The 24,285-nt window shown below is 36.1% G+C and carries 16 protein-coding genes and 1 riboswitch; all 16 genes read right to left on the minus strand.

Going from position 1 to position 24,285, the window contains the following annotated elements; genetic code table 11:
• Positions 1-148: 148 nt before the first annotated feature.
• Positions 149-2,200, minus strand: a complete 2,052-nt coding sequence (gene cobA / locus JGH11_RS07150) for a uroporphyrinogen-III C-methyltransferase (protein ID WP_201110890.1) — start codon at positions 2,198-2,200, stop codon at positions 149-151.
• Positions 2,201-2,202: 2 nt separating this feature from the next.
• Positions 2,203-2,673 (minus strand): bifunctional precorrin-2 dehydrogenase/sirohydrochlorin ferrochelatase, encoded by a 471-nt coding sequence (locus tag JGH11_RS07155; RefSeq protein WP_201110891.1) that lies wholly within the window; start codon positions 2,671-2,673, stop codon positions 2,203-2,205.
• Between the two features lie 10 nt (positions 2,674-2,683).
• Positions 2,684-4,150 (minus strand): oligosaccharide flippase family protein, encoded by a 1,467-nt coding sequence (locus JGH11_RS07160; RefSeq protein WP_201110892.1) that lies wholly within the window; start codon positions 4,148-4,150, stop codon positions 2,684-2,686.
• An 18-nt stretch (positions 4,151-4,168) separates the two neighbouring features.
• On the minus strand, positions 4,169-5,653 hold the full coding sequence (locus JGH11_RS07165) for a PepSY-associated TM helix domain-containing protein (protein ID WP_201110893.1): 1,485 nt from the start codon (positions 5,651-5,653) through the stop codon (positions 4,169-4,171).
• Entirely contained in the window at positions 5,654-7,993 is a 2,340-nt protein-coding gene (locus tag JGH11_RS07170; RefSeq protein WP_201110894.1) for a TonB-dependent siderophore receptor, read from the minus strand.
• A 110-nt stretch (positions 7,994-8,103) separates the two neighbouring features.
• Positions 8,104-8,300: riboswitch (cobalamin riboswitch) on the minus strand.
• 230 nt (positions 8,301-8,530) lie between these two features.
• Positions 8,531-9,439, minus strand: coding sequence for a ribokinase (gene rbsK, locus JGH11_RS07175; protein ID WP_236263896.1), 909 nt, complete (start codon positions 9,437-9,439; stop codon positions 8,531-8,533).
• Positions 9,440-9,573: 134 nt separating this feature from the next.
• Positions 9,574-11,055: a hypothetical protein gene (locus tag JGH11_RS07180; RefSeq protein WP_201110896.1), complete on the minus strand. Its 1,482-nt coding sequence runs from the start codon at positions 11,053-11,055 to the stop codon at positions 9,574-9,576.
• Positions 11,056-11,525: 470 nt separating this feature from the next.
• Positions 11,526-13,007 (minus strand): hypothetical protein, encoded by a 1,482-nt coding sequence (locus JGH11_RS07185; protein WP_201110897.1) that lies wholly within the window; start codon positions 13,005-13,007, stop codon positions 11,526-11,528.
• A gap of 33 nt (positions 13,008-13,040) precedes the next feature.
• Positions 13,041-14,207 carry a sugar-binding protein gene (locus JGH11_RS07190; RefSeq protein WP_236263897.1) on the minus strand — a complete coding sequence of 389 codons (1,167 nt, stop codon included), beginning with the start codon at positions 14,205-14,207 and terminating at the stop codon, positions 13,041-13,043.
• On the minus strand, positions 14,207-15,256 hold the full coding sequence (locus JGH11_RS07195) for a nucleoside hydrolase (RefSeq protein ID WP_236263898.1): 1,050 nt from the start codon (positions 15,254-15,256) through the stop codon (positions 14,207-14,209). The genes JGH11_RS07190 and JGH11_RS07195 overlap by 1 nt, the downstream gene beginning before the upstream one ends.
• 33 nt (positions 15,257-15,289) lie before the next feature.
• Positions 15,290-16,468: a hypothetical protein gene (locus JGH11_RS07200; protein WP_236263899.1), complete on the minus strand. Its 1,179-nt coding sequence runs from the start codon at positions 16,466-16,468 to the stop codon at positions 15,290-15,292.
• 9 nt (positions 16,469-16,477) lie between these two features.
• Positions 16,478-17,506, minus strand: a complete 1,029-nt coding sequence (locus JGH11_RS07205; RefSeq protein WP_201110898.1) for a hypothetical protein — start codon at positions 17,504-17,506, stop codon at positions 16,478-16,480.
• A gap of 88 nt (positions 17,507-17,594) precedes the next feature.
• Positions 17,595-19,169, minus strand: a complete 1,575-nt coding sequence (locus JGH11_RS07210) for a RagB/SusD family nutrient uptake outer membrane protein (protein WP_201110899.1) — start codon at positions 19,167-19,169, stop codon at positions 17,595-17,597.
• A 14-nt stretch (positions 19,170-19,183) separates the two neighbouring features.
• Positions 19,184-22,219 (minus strand): TonB-dependent receptor, encoded by a 3,036-nt coding sequence (locus tag JGH11_RS07215; RefSeq protein WP_236263900.1) that lies wholly within the window; start codon positions 22,217-22,219, stop codon positions 19,184-19,186.
• Positions 22,220-22,276: 57 nt separating this feature from the next.
• On the minus strand, positions 22,277-23,287 hold the full coding sequence (locus tag JGH11_RS07220) for a GRP family sugar transporter (RefSeq protein ID WP_201110900.1): 1,011 nt from the start codon (positions 23,285-23,287) through the stop codon (positions 22,277-22,279).
• Positions 23,288-23,371: 84 nt separating this feature from the next.
• Positions 23,372-24,280, minus strand: coding sequence for a ribokinase (rbsK, locus tag JGH11_RS07225; protein WP_201110905.1), 909 nt, complete (start codon positions 24,278-24,280; stop codon positions 23,372-23,374).
• Positions 24,281-24,285: the final 5 nt, after the last annotated feature.

Consider the following 24,285-nt stretch of genomic DNA (forward strand, 5'->3'; position numbering starts at 1 on the left):
ACTTACAAAAAACTGATCGAAGTTTGTTTTACAACTTCGATCAGTACTTTTCCATGGAAACTTGATATTCGAAAATCGCTATAAAGTATTTGATATATGCAACTAACGATAGACTGAATAAATAGAATTTAAACAGACTTTATTCGTATTAAGAAGACATATTTTGAAACGTATCTAACATCTCCATCTGGCCTTGGGAGTAATTAAGCCCTAATAAATAATTGTAGGTAGTACGTCCTCTTACCACAATTCTTCTGTTCAGAGGAATCTTACCATAAACGTCAAGAAAATTATCGACACCAGAAGGTGATGTAAAAACCAAAGTATCTATAAGGGTAAGATCTACTTTCTCCGGCTGTATTGGTTTCGTGTTTCGATAAGCTATTACACTTACCACCGACAGTCCTATTTCTCGAAGTCCTCTTGGAATTATTTCCAATGCCAAATCAGAGCGCGGGACTAAAACACAACCCTTTATATCATTATCTTTGAAAAGTTGTACAACACCTTCCGAATCCTCTATTTGAGCTTTGAAATCAGCTATTATACCATACTTCAACAGTTCATTGGAGGTAGTGTTACCTATCGAAAATACCTTCATGTGCTGTAATGATCGACTATCTTTTCCTTGCTTTATTAATTGCGTAAAGAAATAATGAACTGCATTTCTACTTGTAAAAAGTATATGATCAAATTCATCCATACGATTTATGGCTAAGATTAATTCTTCGTTATTTTCAAGTGGTTGTATATCAATTAACGGTGTATGGACTACCTGGCCCAGATGTTTGTACGGCTGAATATCGAGACCAGTTACAAGAACCTTTTTTTGTGGATGTATTTCTTTAGCTGCTTTAAATCTGAGATTTACAACTTTACCTATTATAATGATTATCGGCGTGGGAAATTGTATTTCTTCTTCTATAATATTATTCAAGGTATAGAAGAATTCTTTTTGATCGGGCATAGATACATTATAGATTAATGCTACAGGTGTATTCTCATCCCAGCCTTGTCCTATCATTTTCTCTGCAATTGCCTTAATCCTTGTTCCGGCCATGTAAAAAACTAAGGTATCTGCCTTTGGAACTTGCAACCCATATAAAGCGTGTCCTGAAACAATGGCAACAGACGATGCAATTTCCCTGTGCGTCAGGGGTATCTTACATAAGGAGGCTACTGCATTTACTGTTGAAATACCGGGTATAACTTCTACATTTATAAGGTTACTTTGAAGAAACTCAACTTCTTCGCCACCATGAGCGAATATCATTGGATCTCCTCCCTTTAATCTTACAACTGTCTTACCTTCAAAAGCGCTATTTAACATTAGAAGATTAATGTCGCTTTGTTCTTTCGCATGTACATTTTTTCGCTTACCCACATAAATCAATTTGCTCTCTTTTAATGTCGACATAACCGATTTATCGATAAGATCATCATAATATATAACATCTGCCTCATCTAAAACCTTCCTCCCCTTTATAGTCATTAAATCAGCATTTCCGGGTCCAGCCCCAATCAAATAAACTTTCCCAAAATTTACACGTATATCAATTTTATTAAATATCTCAATCAGGTCTTTTCTTCCACTTTTGGCGACAACAGCAAGCGCACCTTGCAAAGGATGCGTTTTGAATGGTAATATCTCCGATATCCGATATTCGAGCCCAAGTCTTTTCAATGCACATGTAGCAACAACAACAGCATCATAATCTCCGTTATCGGTTTGCCTGATTCTTTCTTCTATCGTTCCACGTATACCCTTTAAAGTCAAATTGGGATTTAAAGACTCCAGTTCTTGCTTTCTTTTAACAGAACTTGTTCCTATTATAGTTCCGACAGCCAATTCCTGTAACTTCGTCACAGATAATCCTTCTCTGCAAACAAGCGAATCACTATTGTCCAACCTTTGGGTAAGCGCTATAATCTCTAACCCTTCGGGCAGAGGATAAGGAAGATCTTTTGCCGAATGAATGGCTATGTCTGCATCTTCGTCTAAAATCATATCATCCAATTCTTTTGTGAAAAAATCAGGACGAATATTACCATCCAACAGGGAGATATCCTTATGATTGTCGCCAAAGGAGGTCAACGTAATAAGCTCATATTCATCACTCCCCAAGAGATTAAAGACTTCTTCTACTTGTTTTATAGCAAGATTGCTTTGGCGGCTGACAACTATTAGTTTGTTTTCCATGACTATTCTATTATATTTTCTATTTTCAATATATTATTTTCTATTAGCTGCTGTATTTGATTGCGGATAAATATTGCTTTTAAAGGATTGTTCCCATTTGTTCCAACCGATATTGTAACATCATCATTCTTATAGATCGCCGGAGTTACAAACGAAGACATATCCGGATTGTCGCAAACAGAATATAAAATATTCTTTCGTTGACACTCTATCCCTATCTCCTTATTTATCTCCGCATTGTCGGTACAAGCATAAACCATGAAGAAATCGTCGACCGTACCAGCCTTGTATTCCCGCCTAATAAATCGGAAGGGATATTCCATCAACTCATTTGTGATATGGGGTGCTAGAATTGTGACACGGGAGGTAAAACGATATATGCCTTTAGCCTTCAACAGAGCAGCTTTACCTCCACCTATAATCAATATATTTTTGTTATTGATATTTACCAAAAAGGGAACAAACTGTTTCATTCTTTATTTTTTATATTCTTATTTTATGAAATAGGTCTTTTAATTGCACTACTTGGTTTAGCTTATATAAAGAGTAACCTAATGATACAGAAATGGATAGAAAGCCGATTAAGAAGATATTGACACTGCTGTATTGTACAAAATAGAAAGTAAGAACTATCAATGTAAGACAAAAACCAGCCGTCGTCAGATTGCTTTTTGTCCATCGAAAACCGAATAGTTTTCTGATTAGCAGATACACAATAAGCAAATAAGAGACATAAGCAATCATATAAGCTATGCCCACAGAATCAAGTTGATAGTATGGAAAAAGTATATAAATACAAACAAGATAAATAATACTATATGAAGTATCAGATATAAAAAACATTAATCCTTTTCCTCTAGCGAGTAAAACAAAACTCAATGCCCATGAAATGACTTTAAAGAATATCCCTATAGTCCTCCAATTAAGTAGTGTATATGCGGTTTCGAAATTAGCGGAATACAATAAAGACAAAAGTAACTTAGATGCCAGCAACAGAAATATAATGACAGGCAATGAAATGATCAATATTATGTAGACCTGCTCATTTATGAGTTTCCTTATTTTCCTATTATCAAAGCTTATAATACTTAGTCTGGGATAGAAATCGGCACTCATTGATTTTAAAATCAAGGTCAGATATACATTTGTAATAGTCCATGCAGCTTGTAGCAATCCAAGTTGTTCCAATCCGATTCTATTAATAACCATCGACCTCACAACAAACAGGGTTATCTGGGTCTGTATTGCTGCTAAAACAATAAAAAAGCCGATACGCAGGATGAATTTACCCTTCGTTAAGAGCTGATGGAACGGAATAGATACAATATTTACATTTATCTTTTTCCGATAATACAGAGTACTCAAATAAGTAATTATACTGACAATAATAAAAACAGGTATGATTGCATCTATGCCAAACGTATAATATAATGGGGTGAGAAATATCAATGCGGAAATATTCCAGATAAGACCGGACTTGATCATATATCCGATTTGTCTCAACCCCTGCAATATGACAAGTTCTCCTACAGCAAGAATATTGAAAAAGAGACTGATCGCCAACCATGCTATATGTGTGGAATACGATTCAGAGTCAAAGGCCCAAATGCTAATTTGAGAACTTAGAATTATACATATTATAGTAGCAGACATAGCAAGTATAAGAGACCATCGGTGTATCACAGAAACAGTAAAGACCAGTTCTTTCTTATTGTTCGAAGCAACCGAAATCTCGCGCACACCTGTTGTGTCTAACCCCAGACTGGCCATTGATTTTATGAGATCGAGAGTCGATTGATACATACTGATCAAGCCCATTCCCATAGCCCCTAAGAAAATGGCGATTAGCTTATTCCGAACAATCCCAATCAGAATATTTACAATCTGAGCTCCACCAAACATCCCGGTAGAACGCACAATCTGAGAATATGATTTTTTTATATTATTCACGATGCTGAAGACTATTCATTATAATAGAAAATTCCAATATTGTTTGTATCGCTTAATTTCCCGTTTCAAGAACTTAAAACCTAAATAAACTCCCGTTATAGAGACTATTGTACCTCCTATCATAGAAACCCACATCAGGATATTCCATAGTATCGGCCGATCTAAAAAATATTTTACTGAAAAGCTGTGAAGAGCCTGATAGGTCCATTTCCGAACTTTCATATTGATATTGAGATAGCGAGTTTCTGTAGTTTTAGGATCTATATAATAGAGACTCTCGTCCGAATCGTCAACTATAATTTTATATACAGGGAGTGAATATGTATGTCTTTTATGAATATAATAGTTATCATAATCATTCATCAATTCGATATTAATTACTCTGTCGGGATGGATCTTGCTTATCTTATTTCTGATGTCATTCTCTGAGAGATATAATTCTTTTATATCATCCGAAGAAGTTGCATCTAAATAGAAAAGACTATCGTTTACAACTGCTTTGTAATATGGTATATTTCCAAACATACACCATTCTAATTTCTGAATTTTACCATTGTATGCCACTAAAACATCTTTGTAATCTAAGGGATATTTGTCAGGAGGAATAACCAACGGATTTTGATTTGCATTTGTAACTAATTCAGGATTATGAGTCTTAATAATCCATTGAGGAACTTTTTGTAAAGACATCATTCCACTGAAAGCAAAAGTAAAAATAACCGCCCCGAAAACAAAGCCTAGAATATGATGCCATTTATAAATTGATTTATATGGGCTTTTTAATTCTTTTTTTCTTTTATATCGCTTATAAAAACTTCGAAATGCTATTATAATACCCGTAACGCACACAAGAGAACTAATACCTGACAAACCAATCACAATTACTTTCCACAAGCCGGTATAATGTCTTAGATCTGCAATATATAGCCAATGAGGAATAGCTCCTACCCATGCCCAGAAGCGGCTATCGGAATTGGTATATTGTATACCCTCACCGGTTTTCGACGAAACGTATAATTCTGATTCGTCTTCGTCTTGAAAATAAAACTTATAAAGAGGAAAATCCGCATAATGCTTATCGTAGGGTACCCATCGGTCAAGTTTTTTGAGGGTATCAACTTTTAAGACAGGAAAACTATTTACTTTGGATGCATAAGACTGTATATTGGAAAAACTTTGTCGATTAGTAAATTGTCCTAATCCATCAACTATAAAATAATTATCTTCTGTTTTATATTCTATTTGAAATCCACCTTTAGTGCTTGATTTGAGCAGGAAAGATTCAATTCGCTGACCAGAAGATGATAAATCAGCTATTAAACTATCCATATCATTTCCCAAAATAGTGTCGATCTGTGCTAATCCTCTATACTTCTCGATATTATTTATTTTAGGGAAATTATGATAAATCATAACAAATCCCGTTAAAAACCATAGCAAAAACAGGATACTGAGTATTGTTCCCAGCATCCTGTGAAATTTATATATAAATTTCTTCAGCATCTATTTCAAACTATATGATAGCGATATAGTATAATTACGCCCAATGCTAGGTATTATTTGTCTCCCGAATGTATTTGTCGCATAATGCTTATCGAATATATTATTCAGGTTTGCCGAAATAGTAACGCCATTATTTAGTGCATACGAGGCTCCTAAATCTGTAATAAAATGTGATGGCAAGACAACATCCTTACTCAGATTACTATACATTTTATCTGTATAAGATATAGTATAGCTCAAGTTCATTTTCTTTAGAAAAGTTGAACTAAATAAATAATTACCAGCAGAATAAAACATACTTCGAGGAACATAAGCTAACTGCACACCCTCATCAGCCTGAACATTCAGGTAAGCATTCTTCTTAATATCTCCCACTGTTGCATGAGTATATGTATATCCAAATGATAGAGACAGATTCTTAAAAGGGTTTAGCCCGGCTTCAAACTCGAAACCTTTTGACTCAGTTGTTCCGACCTGACCAACTACCGATTTTCCTTTATCCACACCTTCGTTGGTAATAGTAGTCAATGTCTTTTTTTCATTTGTCCTTTTTATATAATAGCCACTAACAGAGGCATATAGTATATCCTTATAAGAATACCGCGCTCCTACTTCCCCCTGATATCCTCGTTGAGGTTTAAATACTTCTTTACTGGTCTGAGGATCATATCTATTGCCCTCAGAATCGATATATACAGTATTTTCACTGTAAAAGTCGCGATATGGTTGAAAAAAATTAGAAAAAGAACCGTATATCGATAATGATTCGATCGGTAAATATACTAATCCGGCACGATAAGTAAAGGCTGAATTTTGTGTAGAAACATATGGTTTTGTCCTAATATATTTCCACATTCCATCTGTTACATCTTCATCTGCAACTGTTTTTTTATAGTCTACATAATCATATCTTCCGGCCAACATTAATTTCAGTTGCTCCGATAATTCAAAGATATTTTGAAGAAATATTCCATGAATATACATTTCCGACGGATAGGCCTTACTAAACTTTGATTTCATATACCCCATACTTTGAGGATCATGCACAGATACTTTAGAGTAAATACCCGGGCCATACACATCGTAGTTACTATTGAAACGGTCATTTTCAGGTGCTCTGTTATATCCCTTGTATGAGTCGCGAAAATATCCGACAAATGAATATCCTGCCTGATAAGCATATTTCATATTATCACCAAAATGAAGTTTACCTGAAAACTCCAATTGGTTATTTATCATATAAGATTTGTGGGCAAATTTCATTGGGCCTCTTAACTGAACCGTGTCTAAGGTTATATATTTCTTAGAAAAGGTTTTATCACTATTTTTCACTTCATAATAGTAGTCAGATATTGCCTTATCACTAGTTAGATATGTCAAAGGCTCTGTACTGAAATAGTCCAGAATATCATATGTATATGTAAGATTGTTATTTATGTTGAAAACATCCGATACTTTATTTGAATATATAGCAGATATATTAATTCCGTTATTGATAAAGAAGTCTGATTCATTATTATACCGGGCTCTTCTATTCAAATTAGCTTGAGATTGTCCTTTCTTAAGAAATATGCTCCCATCCTTATTATAAATATCATTAGACATAGTTGGAGGCAGACCTACATCTGTTCCGTATCTATCTCTATTGAAACCACCTCTTAATTCTATCGATTGCCTCGGATCTATATCATATGCTAATGCCAGATAGCCTGAAAAACGCTTATCATTTGTATATCGATACCCTTCGGCATCGGCATAGTTAAATACTGTACGATAGCGTAACGATTTGTAAACAGTTCCTCCAAAATCGATCATAGCTTGTTTATTATCGTATGATCCATATGTTAGGCGCGTATTAACAATATTGGTATACGAAGGTGCTTTACGAACAACATTCAATATGCCTCCGGCAGCAAATTGTCCATGAAGAACAGAAGCAGGGCCTTTGAGTAATTCCATTGATTCTACAGATGCAAAATCGGGAAATGGAGCAGAATTACCCGGTGGAACAAATCTTTCATCCTTAACTCCATCTATCATGATAGGCGTGACATCAAAACCTCTAACCTCGAGTCTTTGATATGCTCCGTATACTGTACGCATATGTGCTCCCGGTAAAAATTTAATTGCGTCCTGTATATGCGTAATCCCACGCATATCCCATGTTCGGGCAGACACTGTCGATACAGATATTGGAAGATAAGATAACGGTACATCAAGACGCGTAACTTTGACCTCGTGTTTCTTCTTAGCTGTAATGGTTACTTCATTAATGGAGTGAATCGAATCTGTGATACTCTTGGTGTGTTGTGCGTAGATAGAAAAGGGTAGTAATGCCATTAGGCATAACACGTTTTTCTTAAAGGCATGACCGTGCCCATAAAAGCGTACATTTTTCATTAAAGGAAAAAATAAATTATGGTTCATATTATACTCCTAACCCCGGGAATATGTTAATTATATAATTTGGCAGGTTTCCTGACTTGTTTCGTTTCGAGCGCCTTCCCGTTTTTAACAGTGGCATGTAGAATGCTCGAAATGGTATAATGAAACTTACAGTAGCGGGTACTGTTCCGGATTTTAACCGGATTCCCTTTTATGTAAAGGATGAATATCCATTTACATCACCAAATCGTAACAAAGGTAGCTCATTTTAGTTAAATGAAATATACAATTATGAAAAAGTTAACCAAGTATAAACCCTGTTCAACTTAACCTACTTATTTGCAATCTACTAATTAATGTTAATTTTTCGATTTTCTAAAAAACTCTTTGCTATTGGAAACGAATGTATCCAATGCTCAAAATATACAATCTGCAATATACAATAGTAATAGTAATAGTAATAATTATAGAATAGCTAGATGTGTTTAATATTTAGAATGAAACGACATCTTTCCTATAAGGAATAGATATCTGTGCCCCCATTTTAGTTACACATATTCCCGCAGCTTTATTTGCAAAGCGAATAGCATTTGCGAAAGACATATCCTCTGATAAAGCGACAGACAGGGCACCACAAAATGTGTCTCCGGCAGCTGTTGTATCCACTGCTTTTACTTTTTCTTCAACAGGAAATTCATAGCATACTCCATCCACTTTCAGTAAAGCACCAAGCGATCCAAGGGTTATGATTACAGTGTCCACTCCCTTCTGACTAATAATATCAGCCGCTACTTTTGCACTTTCCCAATTATTAACTCTAACGCCGGATATCAATTCTGCTTCTGTAATATTAGGTATTATTACATCTATATTTTTGAATAAACTATCTGGCAAAATAGAAGCCGGAGCGGGATTTAGAATAATTTTAACGCCTGCCTTATTAGCCATTTCGGCTGCGTATTCTACCGTTTCGAGAGGTATTTCAAGTTGCATTAAAAGAATATCTGCATTCTCTATTTCATTACGACATTTCTCCACTTCGTCTTTAGACAAAGTTTTATTGGCCCCCGATGCCACAACAATACTGTTTTCTGCATTATTATCGACTGTTATCAGTGCCACCCCTGATGGATTGTTAGTATCTAAAAAAACATAATCTGTATTAATATTCTCATCCTGGTATAGTCTTAGTGATTGTCGGCCAAATATATCATTCCCTATTTTAGTTATAAAAGTCACATTTCCTCCCAAGCGACTGGCAGCAACAGCCTGATTAGCTCCTTTCCCTCCCGGAGTCATCATAAATTCACCTCCAATAATAGTCTCTCCCGGCACAGGTAAATGTGCAGCCTGTATTACCATATCTGTATTACAGCTACCCAGAACTATGATTTTTTTCATTTCCATGATTCTAAATTGAATTTTAATTTGTCTTCTCACCCAATAAGGGATATACAAACCTAGCCCAAAGAGAAAAGCATACTCAATGCAAACATTACTAATCAATTACTTTACAAACCTATAGATATGAAAGATTATCTCAATTTAATCAATATCCATTCCGTAAAATCAAAGACCTTCATTAACTGATGATCCTCTATACTATATTTTGTATGCATTATTTTATCTCTAAATCTTTTTTTCAATATATCTTCTTTCTCCTTAGATAGAATTTTCCATTCTATTTCTAAATAGTTAAACAGAAATTTCTCTATCTGAGTTTCTTTATTCAGTTTTTTATTTTTTCGTTTTATTGAACGAATTGTCGCTTCAATATAATCCGTATCTTCAAGCTCATAATAGATTATGAGGTTTAATAATTGTACCGATCGAAATATTTTCAGACTGGAATAAGTATTGTTTCTAATAATGGGGGCAAGCAGTTTTCTTGCTTTTACCAAATCCTTATTCATCAGATATATTCCCGAAAGACAAATTGTTACACTCAAAAATAATCTTGGAGAGAGCAATAAAAGTTTATCTATAAGAATATCCTGATATTGATTAATCAGATTCAAACAGGTTTTATATTCTTGATTATACATATTTGGAGCTACAGAATAAAGAAAGTCTATTGCATATACTTCTAAAACCAGGCCCACAGAGGGATATTTTTCTGTTAATAATAATAACTGTTCTCTATATGTGCGCATTTCTTCAAAGAGCCTCATCCTATTAAGGCTTTCAAGAACTCCTTCCAATATCATTACATATGATATGGGGTGATTACTCCAAATCCGCTCGTTCTTCAGATAAAGTTTATTCAATTCAGAAAAAGAATTTAGAGCGCTTTTATAGCTGCCGATGCCCATGAAATAACTTGCCTGAAAAAGTTGGTGTTGCCTATTTATCTCAAATATCTCATTTTTCAATGACGAAACCAAAGTCATCTCACTTATTAGCAGGTCATCATATACATACGACTTATCAGTCTCGATAGATTTATGTTTTTCAATCTTGAACCGAAGCATTTCAAAAAGAAATGACTGCTCATTAATTTGCCTTATAATCTTTATATTATCATAAATATCCTGTTCCTTTTTGTATAATTCATCTTCCTTCAGGTCATAAAAATAATCTAACGAATCACTCTTCAGCTCTTCTCTTTGAAGTGTTAATAATAGATTATATTCACCTATGTCGCGGGCTTTTTCTTTCGTTTCCTGAATCAACGATAAGTAATCATCATAAAGCCCTCTTTCTCGTAATATTTTTGTTTTTAGATACGAATTGTATAACTCATACTCTTTATCTTTTTTAATGCTCAAATCTACTATAACATGCAAGATAAGATCAAACAGATACTTAACATTAGCTATCAATGAAGATTCAGGATATTTCTTCTGAAAAATATTAGTAATTGAATCTTTACTTGCATACTTTTCTTTATCTATTATATCATATAAATTCAGATACAACTTATTATCTTCTGTCTGCAAAGCATGTTGAGTTAATGCCTTTTTCTCTGATTTAGAAAGAGATTTAACCAACAGAATTAATGAAGTAAGTTTAGACATATTCTAATAAGTATAGTTTTTAATTAATCCCATCTTTATCAATTATAACAAATTGGGAATAAGCTAGTTCACCAATATAATGGTATCGTTAGAATTATTAGGTTTTATATTCAAATGTTTAGTCTGTAGTATATGTTGACAACAGAAAAATAAGTTACTCGTTTTCAATCTTAATTACTGTAATTCAGTTTCCTCGCAACTTAATAAGACAAACATCCTTATTCGAAAGTACGTAAAAATATTAGAAAATATACAATTAATAGAGATTTTAATACTTTCTAAAAACAAGCACAAAAGCCAGAAAGCCATAATATATGGCTGATATATAAAGGCTTAATTTTTACAATAAGTAATGACAGATATTCAAAAAGTTAGCAGGTAAAAGCATAGTTTGTAATAAGCTCGTTGTTTCAAATACCAACATTGGCATACAAGCAATAATAAAAAAGATAATGGTTAACGCACCTTTATTAATTCTCAAATTTAGAAAGCATCCATTTACGAAAATCGAATAATTTGAGGATGCGCTGATCCTCATGGCTGATATCTAGTTGAGCCAGTTCTTCTTCGAGTTTAGCTTTCTCCTGACCTTTCTTCTCTGGAGAAAGATACCTCAAATCAGAATTGAGGAACCGAAAAAATACATTCTCGAATTTAGATGTCTTACGGCTTAAAGTATTTTTACGCTTGATAGAGCGTATTTTAGAAATGATAAGATCATAATTTCCCAATTCAAAATCAACTGCTAGATTAAGTAACTGTATAGGATGATAAAGCCATATATCTACATAACTATCACCATAAACAATAGGAGATAATTGTTTATTTGCCGCACCATAATCTTTTCTTAGCATATGAACCTTAGCCAACATTAAAGCCAGTTGCATATTGCGATACGGAGTGAGCAGCTCTCGTTTCTGAATAAGAGATGAAGTGTATTTCGAAACTATCTCTACTGATTCTTTTTCTATACCATTATCAAGATAGGGAGCCAGACTATAAATAAAGTCTATGCAAAGTATTTCTACATCGAATGTTTGCGACGGATAATCTATACTCCGCAATTTTCTTAGAAAATAATCTAATTTATCATATTCTCTGATTGCACGAAAACTTTGTAATATACCTTCAAGAACAGAAACATAGTAAAAAGGTGGATTGCTCCACAGAGCTTTATTGTCTACAAAGAGTTTATCCAGTTCAATAAATGAATTGATTGCTGATTTATAGTCTCCGACATAAATCAGATAATGTCCTTGGAAAAGCTGATGCAACTTCTGAATTTCAAACACATCACGCTTGAGATTAGATACTAATGTTATTTCACTTACAATGAGATCATTCAAGAATTGTTTTTGCTTGGCTCTTTGTGATGCCGGAGTTTTCTCGATACGTAACAAGAGTAATTCATAAAGAGAAGACTGCTCATTTATTTGCCTGATTGTCTTAAATGTATCAGACATTTTATGTTGTTTTTTCAGTAAATCTTTTTCTGAGAGATTTATAAATCCCGAAATACGCAGGTAATCCAACTCCATACGTTCGATAGTAAGTAAAAGATGATAAAGTTCGTGTTCTTTTGCTTCTTTTTTCAGTTGTTTGAGGGTAGCATAGTAATCTTTATCCAGATTGCGTTCATATAAAAGCTTGGCCGCCATAAGCTTATTATACAAACTATATTCTTTGTTCTGTGTTACCTTGAGCTTGACTAGAACACTCAATATAAAATCGTATAGATATTTGACTGTAGGGTGAAAATTGGTTCGGGGAAATCTGAGCGCAAACTCATTTGCCAACACCTTACCGTCTATAATCTTTTTTGACTCTATCATCTTAAATAATTCGAGATATACCTTCACTCCTGATATAAGATCAGACTGAAGGTAAATTGCTTTTTTCTCAGCTTTGCTCAAGGAATTGACCAAAAGAATCAATGCGTTAACTTTATTCATATTCTACCCTCAAAAACTATGTTTGCATACTATTTATTTACTATTTTTCACGACCTGCCCTTTACGTATAAAATATGTCCATTCGGCATGCTTATTGCCTGAAGCTTCAACATCCGGAGCGGCTTTGCTTGTTGTATAATAAATTACAGGCTCTTCCCAATTACTAATTTCACCATATTGGTCACGTTCAATACCTGCATTATGATTGCGGGGAAAACCCGTCGTCTCAGGCTTGATACGTAACAGTACTTTCCATGTTCCGGTAGAGCTTTTAAAATCATCTAACGACATATAATTCACCTCTAAGGTTTTATTCAGATATGTTGGATAATCCGTTGCATTAGGTTGGACGGGGCGTACCATCACAATCGTGTTTGCATCACGATCTATGGCAAAATCGGAATTGCAGGTATAATCTTTCTTTGTCACATCAAGCTGCATCAAACCTTTATCGACCATATTAACAGGTGTTACCTTCTCAAAATTATCCATATCGGAAAAATCCATCTCAGCCCAAGCCAGACGAGTACCGTCGATATCACCAATGGTGTAAACCAACATTACTTTCCCCTGCTTATCTACCGAAAGTATTGAAGGTTGTCCTACTCCCCACGATTTACCACCGTTAGGCAAAAGCTGGTCTGACGAATAAGACCATGTTTTTTCCACTATCTGTTTCGGATATTTATCCCAGTTGTTTGCTGACAGATCGTTGCTGAAGGCGACTCCTATTTCGTTAAAATAGACAGCATAGCTATTTGTAAGATATGCCATTGCATATTTATAAGACTTGCCATTCATTTTGAAACTTCCTCCCACAACCGAAGGATCACAAATATGATGATCATCCCATGCTCCTGATGCCCCGGGCTGTACCACACTTTTTGCTTCTGATTTAGAACCGTCTGCATTCATATAGATATGATATACATTGTCTACCATTATCTGCTCCTGTGGGTTTCCACAAAAATACATGTGTACATTACCATTGTCCTCGCGTATAAGTGTAGGAGCATAAGCATATCGGCTTTGATTCTCAAATTCGAAAACAGATGTTATATTCTCAAAAGTATATGTCTGCGGCGTCGGATCAGGGTTAGGATTAGGTGCAGGATCAATTGTTTCGTTATCCTTACTACTGCAAGAAAACAGCAGTAGTAAGGATAGAGCTCTTATCAAAAAAAAACGCAATCGCTTCATCAATTTTGGTATTTAGCCGGTTTCTGACTGATAAGTTTCACAAAGTGATTTTTTATAGTCTCAGCTTGCTCCGGAGTTACCTTAAAATAATAATGCTTCCCGTTAGGATCTTCTTTGAAATGACTTATTCCTTTCTCATCTATTGTTATTATACCTCTTGGCGATTCATTCATATACTTAGTATCGGTTTCCACAGCATAGAGTACCGAAGTCAAATCCCACGTAGGACGATCATAAGGCATTTTTTGATATACTTTATAAGCCTCAACCATAGGATGAGGTACTCCCCAGTTAAAGTCGTTCTCGATACTTGTTGCCGGATAGTTGATTTCTATACCTACCTCAAAAGGTGATACGGCAATAAGAGTAGGCCACTCCTCGAAAACTTTCCGGGCAGCAGAAATATCTTTATTTACATTATATTCGGCAAAAGGATTTTCGACAAAATGTCCGGCCATAATTGATGTTAACTTTATTTTTTTAGCCACAAGTTCTTTTCCTGTCAACGGCGAATATTCATCAGCTGGTGTATCGAGTAAACGCGCAAGATTAGTAGAAAATCCCACCGAAACTAATGTAACCGAGCTATCCGGTTGTTCTGCCAATATTTTACGATACAACCTTGTTGCTTCAGGTAATGATTCATAGTTTGACAATGTACGTGTAAAAGCTGGTTTCCCATCGGTGGTCATCTCGCATACTTTGCGTGCATAATTTACTGCATCATTTTCGCAGTCGGCCCCATTTTTTACTATCCCAATAGGGATTCCTGCATGTCCATACCATGTAGCCATTATATCTATAAACTCGGACGAGAATTTACTATCCTTATTACTGGAAATAGCTAATAGATCTACCTTTCCGGCTTCTATATACTTATAAATCATATCAAGAGCCAAGGCATCGTCAACATCATTTCCCATATCGGTTTCGAAAATCATCTTCACAACTTTCGACTCTTTTTCGGTATTCTCTACAGCTTTAGGTTTCGGATTACATGCCATAAATATGGCGCATATAGCGGTAAATGTTAATAATTTCGTTTTCATTTTATGGTATTTATTGTGTTTAATATTTAATTTTTACGGATGATAAGACTTGAAGAGTTGAGGTACTACAACATTCATTGCTCTATCATTTTCATCCGGATTGTCTCGATAATAGATACTAAAATTAGAAGTTTTATCTGTATATTCAAACTGAAATCGTCCATCGTTTCTCACTTCGGTCAACTTACATGGACGTAGGCTATTAACTATAATCTTATCGGATGGTAGGATTTCGTTATGCTGCCTGATAAGATATTCTCCTTCAACTGTTTTTACTACTTGTTGACGTAAGGCATTGAGCCATATAGCTGTTTCCCAAATAAAAAATTCATTGAATTGTAAATCTTTGCCATTGCTATAAACAGCTCCGGCATCCATTGCTCTAAGATAATCATACTTAAGACTCTGACCAAAGGAAAAGTCGAGGTATGCTTGCAATTTTGGAGACATCTCCCTGAGAAAATCCATAGAATGAAGCGTCCAATAAGTATTATTCACATCCTTAACGAAACCTCCGTCTTTACCTGCGCATGGATAAATAGCAATCGGCAAATCGGAACGTAATAATCGTGTAAATGCAAATACATCCAATGCTACATTCCACTCACCTCCCGGAATCATATTTGCTCCCTTATCGGAACCTAAAACATAATCTTTAGAAGCTGTTCCGGCACTAAGATGAATCTGTCTGATCTTTTTCTTCATCAGTTGAGGTTCTCGATTATAAGCAACGGCTAACACACGTGCCGAACCGAAAGACAGCACATCGACAGGTTCATTACTCTGTCTCAATATGCGAAACAACAAATCGATTCCCGCATCTTCGAAAGCCGGTATATCGAGCATCTTATCCTGTTCACTTTTCATCATTTCCAAAGGTCCATAAGCAAAAGGAACGCGACGATTAAAAATATAATTTAGTTGCTCTACCTGAATAATCGCTCCTTCGCGCGGACCTCTAGGATCTTTCCATAAAGTAGGATGATCGGCGGTATCTTTACGAAAAGCGTCGGATATATCAAGTATTACAGCCCTGAGATCAGAATAAGGAGAAGCAAAGCCCTGAATAAGATCCAAATTGTCGCCCGGATCCTGATAAGGATGGTAACAATCTGTGATAACTACTATAGGAACTTTTTCCGTAGCGACAGCTCCGACAGATAGTAGTATAAAACAAAGTATTATTAAAAACTTTATATTCTGAATCTTCATCTTACATTATCATTTTAAGAAATGCTTTAGGTCAAAATATGCAGAATACATATCATACGACCAAAGCCAATTTTCACCTGTCACAGCAGGTGTAAAGTATACTATAAGCTCATCTTCATTCATCAGATTTCCTTTCGTATCGGTAAGGAATCCCGGATTATGATTGCGGGGAAAGCCCGTTTCTTTAGGTCCTATACGCCCTAATGTAATCCATTCGTCATAAGGAGTGTGCAATCCTTTGCTGATAGGAATATACTTAACTTCTGATGTAGCTCCTACCCATGTCGGGATTTGACTGTCATTATCTCTCAATTCCGAAACCAAAAAGATATATTTATCGGAATAAGATACATAGCGATTTCTTCCATGTGGAAACAAATTTTTCTCTTCTCCTATATTTATTTTATCCAAATTGCTTAAATCCATATCACGATATGAAAAACCATCTTTAGAATTGGTATAAAACATACGTATTGTTTTATCGTCAAGAACAACGCTTGTACTTTGCCCTACCCCCCACTGTGTGGTATCGCTGAATGAAACAATAGGGTTGTTTTCATATTTGATATAAGGGCCATCTATACTCTTAGAAACAGCGAGTCCAATTTGGTTGTGATTACAATCCCATCGGTCTACCCCCAGATAAGTCATAATCCAATTATATGTTTCACCCTTATAAGTAGTTTTATACTCACGCACATCGGGATCACAGATGTGAATATTATCCCAACCCGATTCGGAAGGATCTACAAGACGTGTTCCGGGCTGCCATTTATACCCGTCTTTAGTAGGTATTCCTTTGAAAAGATAAACATAGTCTACAATTTTGAAAGGTTCGAGATTTTGACAAACAAAAGCATAACGAATGCCATATTCGTCCTGAATAACACTCGGTGCATAGTTGTAATGGCCGGCGCCTCCACTAAATTCATAATTGATTTCAGGTATTAATTCCTGTTTCTTCTTACCACTACTACATAATATGAATACAACCAAGCAGAAGAAAGGTGCAATAAGACTGTAATATTTCTTTTTCATGGTTTAGTTTTTTATTTAAGTGAACTGACCCGCCCGACTTTCAATGCCGGACAGATCAGATTCTGATTATTTTAGTTCATCCGCAGAATTAATACGGATAGTTTTGTTGCAAATTAGGATTATTATCCACTTCTGACTGAGGAATAGGCATACGATATGATTTACCTACCACAAAGTTTTTAAAGTCTTCATCACGTTGTTTATACTGATCAATCACCGATTGTTGATCCAATCCCCAGCGTTTAAGATCGATCCAGCGTACACACTCAAGATTAAGCTCTAAAGCCCTTTCGATCTTAATCTGCTCACGAAAAGCGTCTTTATTACTTGTAATGAGAGTTCCATTGTAATATGTACTATTTTCTATCTTAGGAAGTTTGGCCCTCTCCCTTACTCTATTCATACATTCTACGGCCTTAGCTGATGGCGTTGAGCTAAGCTCATTAAGAGCTTCTGCATAAAGTAACAATACATCAGAAAAACGTATTAATCGGAAATTAATATCATGCCAGTAGAACTCTGTTTCTCTACCGCTAAGCTTACTTGTATATTTTTTGATAAATACCTGATCGCCCCATGTAGGATCTTCATCCCATGTACGTCCATAAATGAGATGGTTATCAATTTCAGGAAAATCAGTCGCAGCATCGTCGTACCAAAGACTGTAATAAAGGCGTAGGTCATTTGTACCATCAACTGTTTTTTCTCGTTTAAAATAGTCAATCAACCAACGACGAGCCTGGAGATTGTTCCATCCAAGACCTTTTGGCGAATGATTTATTGCTATTTGTGATCCCAAATTGGAGTTGGGGTCGAAATCTACATCAAAACCTGTATTATTGAGCTGAGAGAACTGAATTTCGAGTACCGACTCTTTATTATTCTCTGTGTCATTTCTGAAGTTAGCTTCGTAGTTATCCATTAATTCATATAATGATTTGCCATCACCATCGACCAACCATTCGAAACATTTACGTGCATCATCCCAACGGTGTGCCTGCATATACATTTTGCCTAGCAAAGCATAAGCAGCACCTTTGGTAATACGTCCTACATTGGCAGCTTCCCTTTTTACAGGAAGTTTTTCTATTGCATCTTTCAGGTCACTTTCTATCTGAACGAATATTTCATCCATTTTCTTTTGCTCAGGACGATCTGATGCTGATGAGGTTGTCAACACTAAAGGAACGTCTTCATACAATACAGTAAGGTAGAAATAATAGAATGCCCGAAGAAATTTAGTTTGACCAATAAGATCATTTCTTTTTTCTTCATTTGAAAAAGGCACATCATTAATATGATCTAATACCTGATTGGCTCGAAAAATAGCCTTATAATGTTCGCCCCATATTTTAGTATTCACTTCATCGAAGTTATAATTGGTATAAATAAATTTAGACCATTCCTGCAACTCGGTCCAACCGGCATAACTTACACCATCGTCAGCCGAACCATTCATTTGAGTATAAATATTACGAGTCCACGTTCCTTGTTTGTAAAACATATTATAGACTGCAATCACCCCTCTATTAATATCTTCTTCTGAATTCCAAAAGTTTCCGGTACTCACCGTATTATTGTTGTCAATATCGAGCAACGAATCACTACACGAACTTGTAAAGGCACAAGTTACGATGAGTATTATTACATATATTTTTTTCATAGCTTCTAAGTTTATTAAAATCCAAGTGATAATGAGAATAATACAGCTCTATAGTTAGGATATGAACAGTTATCAGCCGATAGTGTAAAAATTCCGCCATCGTTGAAATCAGGATCTAGTCCGGAATAACTGGTGAAAGTCACCAGATTTTGTAAGGTTACACCTGCTCTCACATTATCCATATATATTTTGCTACAAACTGTTTTAGGTAAATTATATCCTAAAGAAATTTCCCCTATGCGGAAAAAAGAACCACTTTCGATCCATCTGTCCTGATCACCTCTGCTATTTCTTGAATCGCCAAATACTGCACGTGGAACTGTCATACTTGGGTTACTTTGTGTCCAAGGGTTATAACCTTTAAAGTTATTCTGGTTATTTGCCATATCAGCAGCTGCGGCAGCAGAGCCATTCCACACATCATGACCAAAACGACCATAACCGCTAACCAAAAGATCAAATCCTTTATAAGCTGCAGTAAGCGATAATCCCATTTCTAACTTTGGCCACGGGGAGCCTACTATCTGACGGTCATTGGTATTGATTATTCCATCATCGTTTGTATCTGCATAAATCACATCGCCTGGCTCAGCATTAGGTTGAATAACTTTTCCTTCAGAGTTCTTATAGTTCTGAATTTGTTCTTCGTTTTGGAATATACCGAGTGTTTTGAATAGATAGAAACTACCCAAAGGTTGTCCAATTTCGGCCTTTGACAAATATTCATAATATTCGGTTTGTCCATATCCGAGCTTCAACAGTTTATTCCTTATACGTGAAATATTTAGAGATGCTCCATAAGAGAAATCTTTACCGATGTTATCTCTCCAGCCTAAGTCTATTTCAACTCCACTGTTACGAAGACTAGCTGCATTCACTGCCGGATTCCCCCCTGCATTACCAGTTGTCAGCAAAATAGGAAGATATACTAATACATCTTCACTCTTAGATGAGAAATATTCTGCCGAAACTGTAAGTTTGCTATCCAACATTGTAGCATCGAACCCTATATTATACTGCTTTGTCTTTTCCCAGCGTAGGTCGCTATTTACAATCTTAGATTGTGTCATACCTATAGCAATTTGCTCCGGTGAACCAAGAATGGCACGTGGCGCCGTATTTATAATGGCCTGATAGTCCCAATATCCGATATTACTACCTCCAAGAATACCATAGTTACCTCTAATTTTAAGAGCATCTATAAATGGTACATTGAAAAAACGTTCCTCGCTAATCCGCCATCCCAAAGAGAATGAAGGATAAGTTTCCCATCTGTTTACTTTTGGCAAACGAGAAGTTCCATCTCTACGCATAGTGGCAGAAAACAAATATTTGTCGGCATAAGAATAATTGATACGACCAAGATAAGATATCAAAGCGGCACGATCTACGTGTGAACCTCCGGTTGTAGTCCCTGTTGCAGCATCGATAGTAGGAATATACTCACCATTATTTGTCAAGACGTCAAGACGTGTTGTATAGTGCTGTTCCCCTCTGTCGCTCTGGTTTGACACTCCAAATAAAGCATCAACATCGTGATCTCCAAACTTATGTTTGAAGTTATATGTATGCTCGATAAGGAAAGTACGGCTCTTGTAATTGTCTTTAGTTATATACGATTTATCAGTTCCTTGTCCCATAGTCCAGTTTCCGACTTTGCGAAGTGAATTAGTGGTACCATCATATTCGGTGTATCCTATATTCAATTTTGCAGAAAACATCTTAAACAAATTAATTTGCGCATAGATATTTCCCTTCAGAGAACTCTCCCTATTCATTTGCGTATGCAAGTTTTGCATAGCTATAGGATTTAATCCATAGGTATTTGCCCTGTCGGGATTTCCATAACCAAATCCTCCGGGATTATTCTCGTCATATACCGGAATAGTAGGAGACATGGCAATGAAGTTTGCAAACGGATTTCCATTCAATCCTTTTCTTTTCGAGGTAGTATAGAATAAGTTTTCACCATATGAAAAGATTCCTTTTTCTCCACTAGTATTAACTCTGAATCCATATTTTTCATAACCTGTACCCATCACTGTACCCGAATCACTCATGCGGTTAAGAGAGGCATAAAAACGACCCGTTTTTTGTCCGCCTGCTAGCGATATATTATAGTTTTGAATTAACCCGTTTTTCAACATTTCATCCTGCCAGTCAGTATCTCCTTCAAAATGATTTTGACGCGAGGTTACACCATCTATCCCTTGACGAATAGCCTCATCATAGGCCATATCATTCATTCGCTTATATTCTTCTGCCCCCATCAAGTCGTAACGAGGTAACCAATTGGAGGTCAGTTGAGCATTGAATTCTACTTTCAAGGGTCCTTCTTTTCCCTGCTTTGTTGTTATTATAATAACCCCATTAGCAGCCCTTGACCCATAAATTGCGGCTGATGACGCATCTTTCAATACTTGTATCGATTCTATATCCTGCATATTGAGGTGAAGCCCCCCCGAAGAAGGAAATCCATCGATAATATAAAGTGGCTCATTATTGGTAAGATTCCCTAATCCACGTATAGTAATGGTTGCAGATGAGCCTGCTAGTCCTCCTGATGTTACTTTCACCCCTGATGCAAGTCCCTTAAGTGCTCCCGCAATATCTGATGAGGCTCTGTCTCTAATAGCTTCGGTTTTGATCACAGATACTGCTCCTGTAAGATCTTTTTTCTTCACAGATCCATATCCGATAACAACTACATCATCAAGCATTTGATTGCTTGGGATCATTGAAACATTAATATGATTACGACCTTTTACATCTTCCAGATGAGTCTCAAAACCCAAAATAGAGAATCGCAGAACGGCATTTTCTTCTACACTAATTTCATACTTTCCATCAAGGTCTGTCACAGCATTGATCGACTGATTAGAATTATTGAGAACAACAACTCCAACCAAAGGCTCTCCTATATCATCTGAGACTGTCCCTGTCACTTTTATCTGTGCGCTAATGTGCGTCACCCCACCCAACAGAAGTAAAAAAAGGGTGGTATACAAGAGCTTGAGGGCTCCTGTAAACATTTGTTTACTGTTTTTCATTATGGCTTCTTGTTAGTAATTAAATAGCACTTGCTTGCTTTCCGTCTCGACAATATATTAATTTGATCCGGAGACGATTATCAACCCAAGTCCGAATATAAAGAAGACGAACATGAGAGATAATAATAGATTTATTTGTTTATTAGATCCTTTAAACTCTTTCCATACAAAGATACCCCATAGAGCAGCTATCATAGGAGCACCTTGTCCCAATGCATAGGATATTGCAGCTCCCGCTTTACCCGCGGCAATATAGCTGAACAATGTACCTAAAGCCCAAACACAACCTCCAAACACACCTACCATGTGTGTACTAAAACTACCTTTGAAGTAGGCTTTATATGTTACCGGCTCACCTACAAAAGGTTTCTTCATTAATGCTGTATTGAAAATAAAATTGCTGAGAAATATTCCTATAGCAAATACAAAAAATGCTGTATAAGGAGTTATCATTCCGGGTGTTGGAGACTCGAAATTTTCTAAATCCATAGCTGCTGCTACGAATCGATAGAAGAACGACATTAGTATACCAGCCACTGCTGCTAATACAATTCCTCGTTTTGCATTACTCTTATCTGAAGATTTGTCTTCCTTCTTACTGGCTGCAAGACCATTAAGAACGATGGCTACAACAATAAGCAAAACACCGATGAAAAGCCAGACAGGATCACCCTTAGGTGTGCTAAAATAGTTGATAAAAACACCTAACACCAATGCTAATCCTACCCCTAAAGGGAAAGCTACAGAAAGTCCGGCTATGGATACAGATGCAGAAAGCAGGATATTGGATGCATTAAAAATAACACCTCCAATAACAGCACTTATAAGCATCTTACTATCAGCCTGTTGGAGATCGTCAAAAAAACTTCTTCCTGCATCGCCAAAACTACCTAGAGTACAAGCCATTATAATGGAAAACAATAAGATACCTATTGTATAATCCCAGTAAAAAAGCTCGTACCGCCATGTTTTGCCTGCTAATTTTTGTGTATTACCCCATGATCCCCAACAAATCATAGTAACAATACAAAACAGCACAGCGACGAAATAACTATCGATTATAAACATGCTACTAAAAATTTAAGATTTAACAATTTACTATATATTTATTTTTTTGAACTTCACCTTATAATAAGCTGAAGTCCAAACCATTTAAATAATTTCCTGCCTTGTAGGTAAAGATGCCTGAGCTCCCATTCGGGTGACAGATATCGCCGAACATTTATTGGCAAATTTGATCGAAGATACCAGATCTTTCCCTTCGGAAATAGCTACTGATAACGCTCCACAGAAAGTATCGCCAGCTGCTGTCGTATCTACAGCCTCTACTTTTTCAGCCGGGATCTGATGATATGAATCACCCTCTTTCAGCAATGCACCTAGCGAACCAAGCGTAATGATCACAATATCCACACCTTTGGAACATATAACATCCGCAGCTTCTTTGGCACTATCCCAGTCTGTGACTTTAACGCCTGAAATAATTTCAGCCTCTGTCTTATTCGGCACTAAAATATATATGTTTTTCAACAATTCGTTAGATAATGAATAAGCCGGTGCCGGATTAAGAATCACTTTTACCCCCTTCTCGTTTGCTATTTTCGCAGCATACTCAACCGTATCGATAGGTATCTCAAGCTGCATAAGTAATATATCCGATTCGGTAATTACTTGCTTTGCCTCTTTCAGATCTTCTTTCCCCAAGGTACCATTTGCTCCGGATGCAACAACTATACAATTTTCACCATTGGCATCTACTGTAATAAGCGCTACTCCTGATGGCAGGTCCGGATCGGAAGTAATGTAATCTGTATCGATATTCTCATCGGCATATAATTCTAAAGATTGACGACCAAAAAGGTCATTTCCTGTTTTAGTAATGAAAGTTACATTACCACCAAGGCGAGCCGCTGCTACTGCCTGATTTGCTCCTTTCCCTCCGGGATTCATCATAAACGTACCTCCAAGAACAGTTTCTCCGGGAACAGGCAACCGTGCCGACTTAACAACCATATCCGTATTACAACTACCTAAAACCGTAATTCTTTTGTTTACTTTCATAATAT

The organism is Dysgonomonas sp. Marseille-P4677 (assembly GCF_016652235.1).
GTDB lineage: Bacteria > Bacteroidota > Bacteroidia > Bacteroidales > Dysgonomonadaceae > Dysgonomonas.

Bases quoted from the DNA above. Each gene is read 5' to 3' on its own strand.
- cobA (WP_201110890.1), bottom strand. From the start codon at position 2,200: ATGGAAAACAAACTAATAGTTGTCAGCCGCCAAAGCAATCTTGCTATA.
- JGH11_RS07155 (WP_201110891.1), bottom strand. From the start codon at position 2,673: ATGAAACAGTTTGTTCCCTTTTTGGTAAATATCAATAACAAAAATATA.
- JGH11_RS07165 (WP_201110893.1), bottom strand. From the start codon at position 5,653: ATGCTGAAGAAATTTATATATAAATTTCACAGGATGCTGGGAACAATA.
- JGH11_RS07170 (WP_201110894.1), bottom strand. From the start codon at position 7,993: ATGGCATTACTACCCTTTTCTATCTACGCACAACACACCAAGAGTATC.
- rbsK (WP_236263896.1), bottom strand. From the start codon at position 9,439: ATGAAAAAAATCATAGTTCTGGGTAGCTGTAATACAGATATGGTAATA.
- JGH11_RS07180 (WP_201110896.1), bottom strand. From the start codon at position 11,055: ATGTCTAAACTTACTTCATTAATTCTGTTGGTTAAATCTCTTTCTAAA.
- JGH11_RS07185 (WP_201110897.1), bottom strand. From the start codon at position 13,007: ATGAATAAAGTTAACGCATTGATTCTTTTGGTCAATTCCTTGAGCAAA.
- JGH11_RS07190 (WP_236263897.1), bottom strand. From the start codon at position 14,207: ATGAAGCGATTGCGTTTTTTTTTGATAAGAGCTCTATCCTTACTACTG.
- JGH11_RS07195 (WP_236263898.1), bottom strand. From the start codon at position 15,256: ATGAAAACGAAATTATTAACATTTACCGCTATATGCGCCATATTTATG.
- JGH11_RS07200 (WP_236263899.1), bottom strand. From the start codon at position 16,468: ATGAAGATTCAGAATATAAAGTTTTTAATAATACTTTGTTTTATACTA.
- JGH11_RS07205 (WP_201110898.1), bottom strand. From the start codon at position 17,506: ATGAAAAAGAAATATTACAGTCTTATTGCACCTTTCTTCTGCTTGGTT.
- JGH11_RS07210 (WP_201110899.1), bottom strand. From the start codon at position 19,169: ATGAAAAAAATATATGTAATAATACTCATCGTAACTTGTGCCTTTACA.
- JGH11_RS07215 (WP_236263900.1), bottom strand. From the start codon at position 22,219: ATGAAAAACAGTAAACAAATGTTTACAGGAGCCCTCAAGCTCTTGTAT.
- JGH11_RS07220 (WP_201110900.1), bottom strand. From the start codon at position 23,287: ATGTTTATAATCGATAGTTATTTCGTCGCTGTGCTGTTTTGTATTGTT.
- rbsK (WP_201110905.1), bottom strand. From the start codon at position 24,280: ATGAAAGTAAACAAAAGAATTACGGTTTTAGGTAGTTGTAATACGGAT.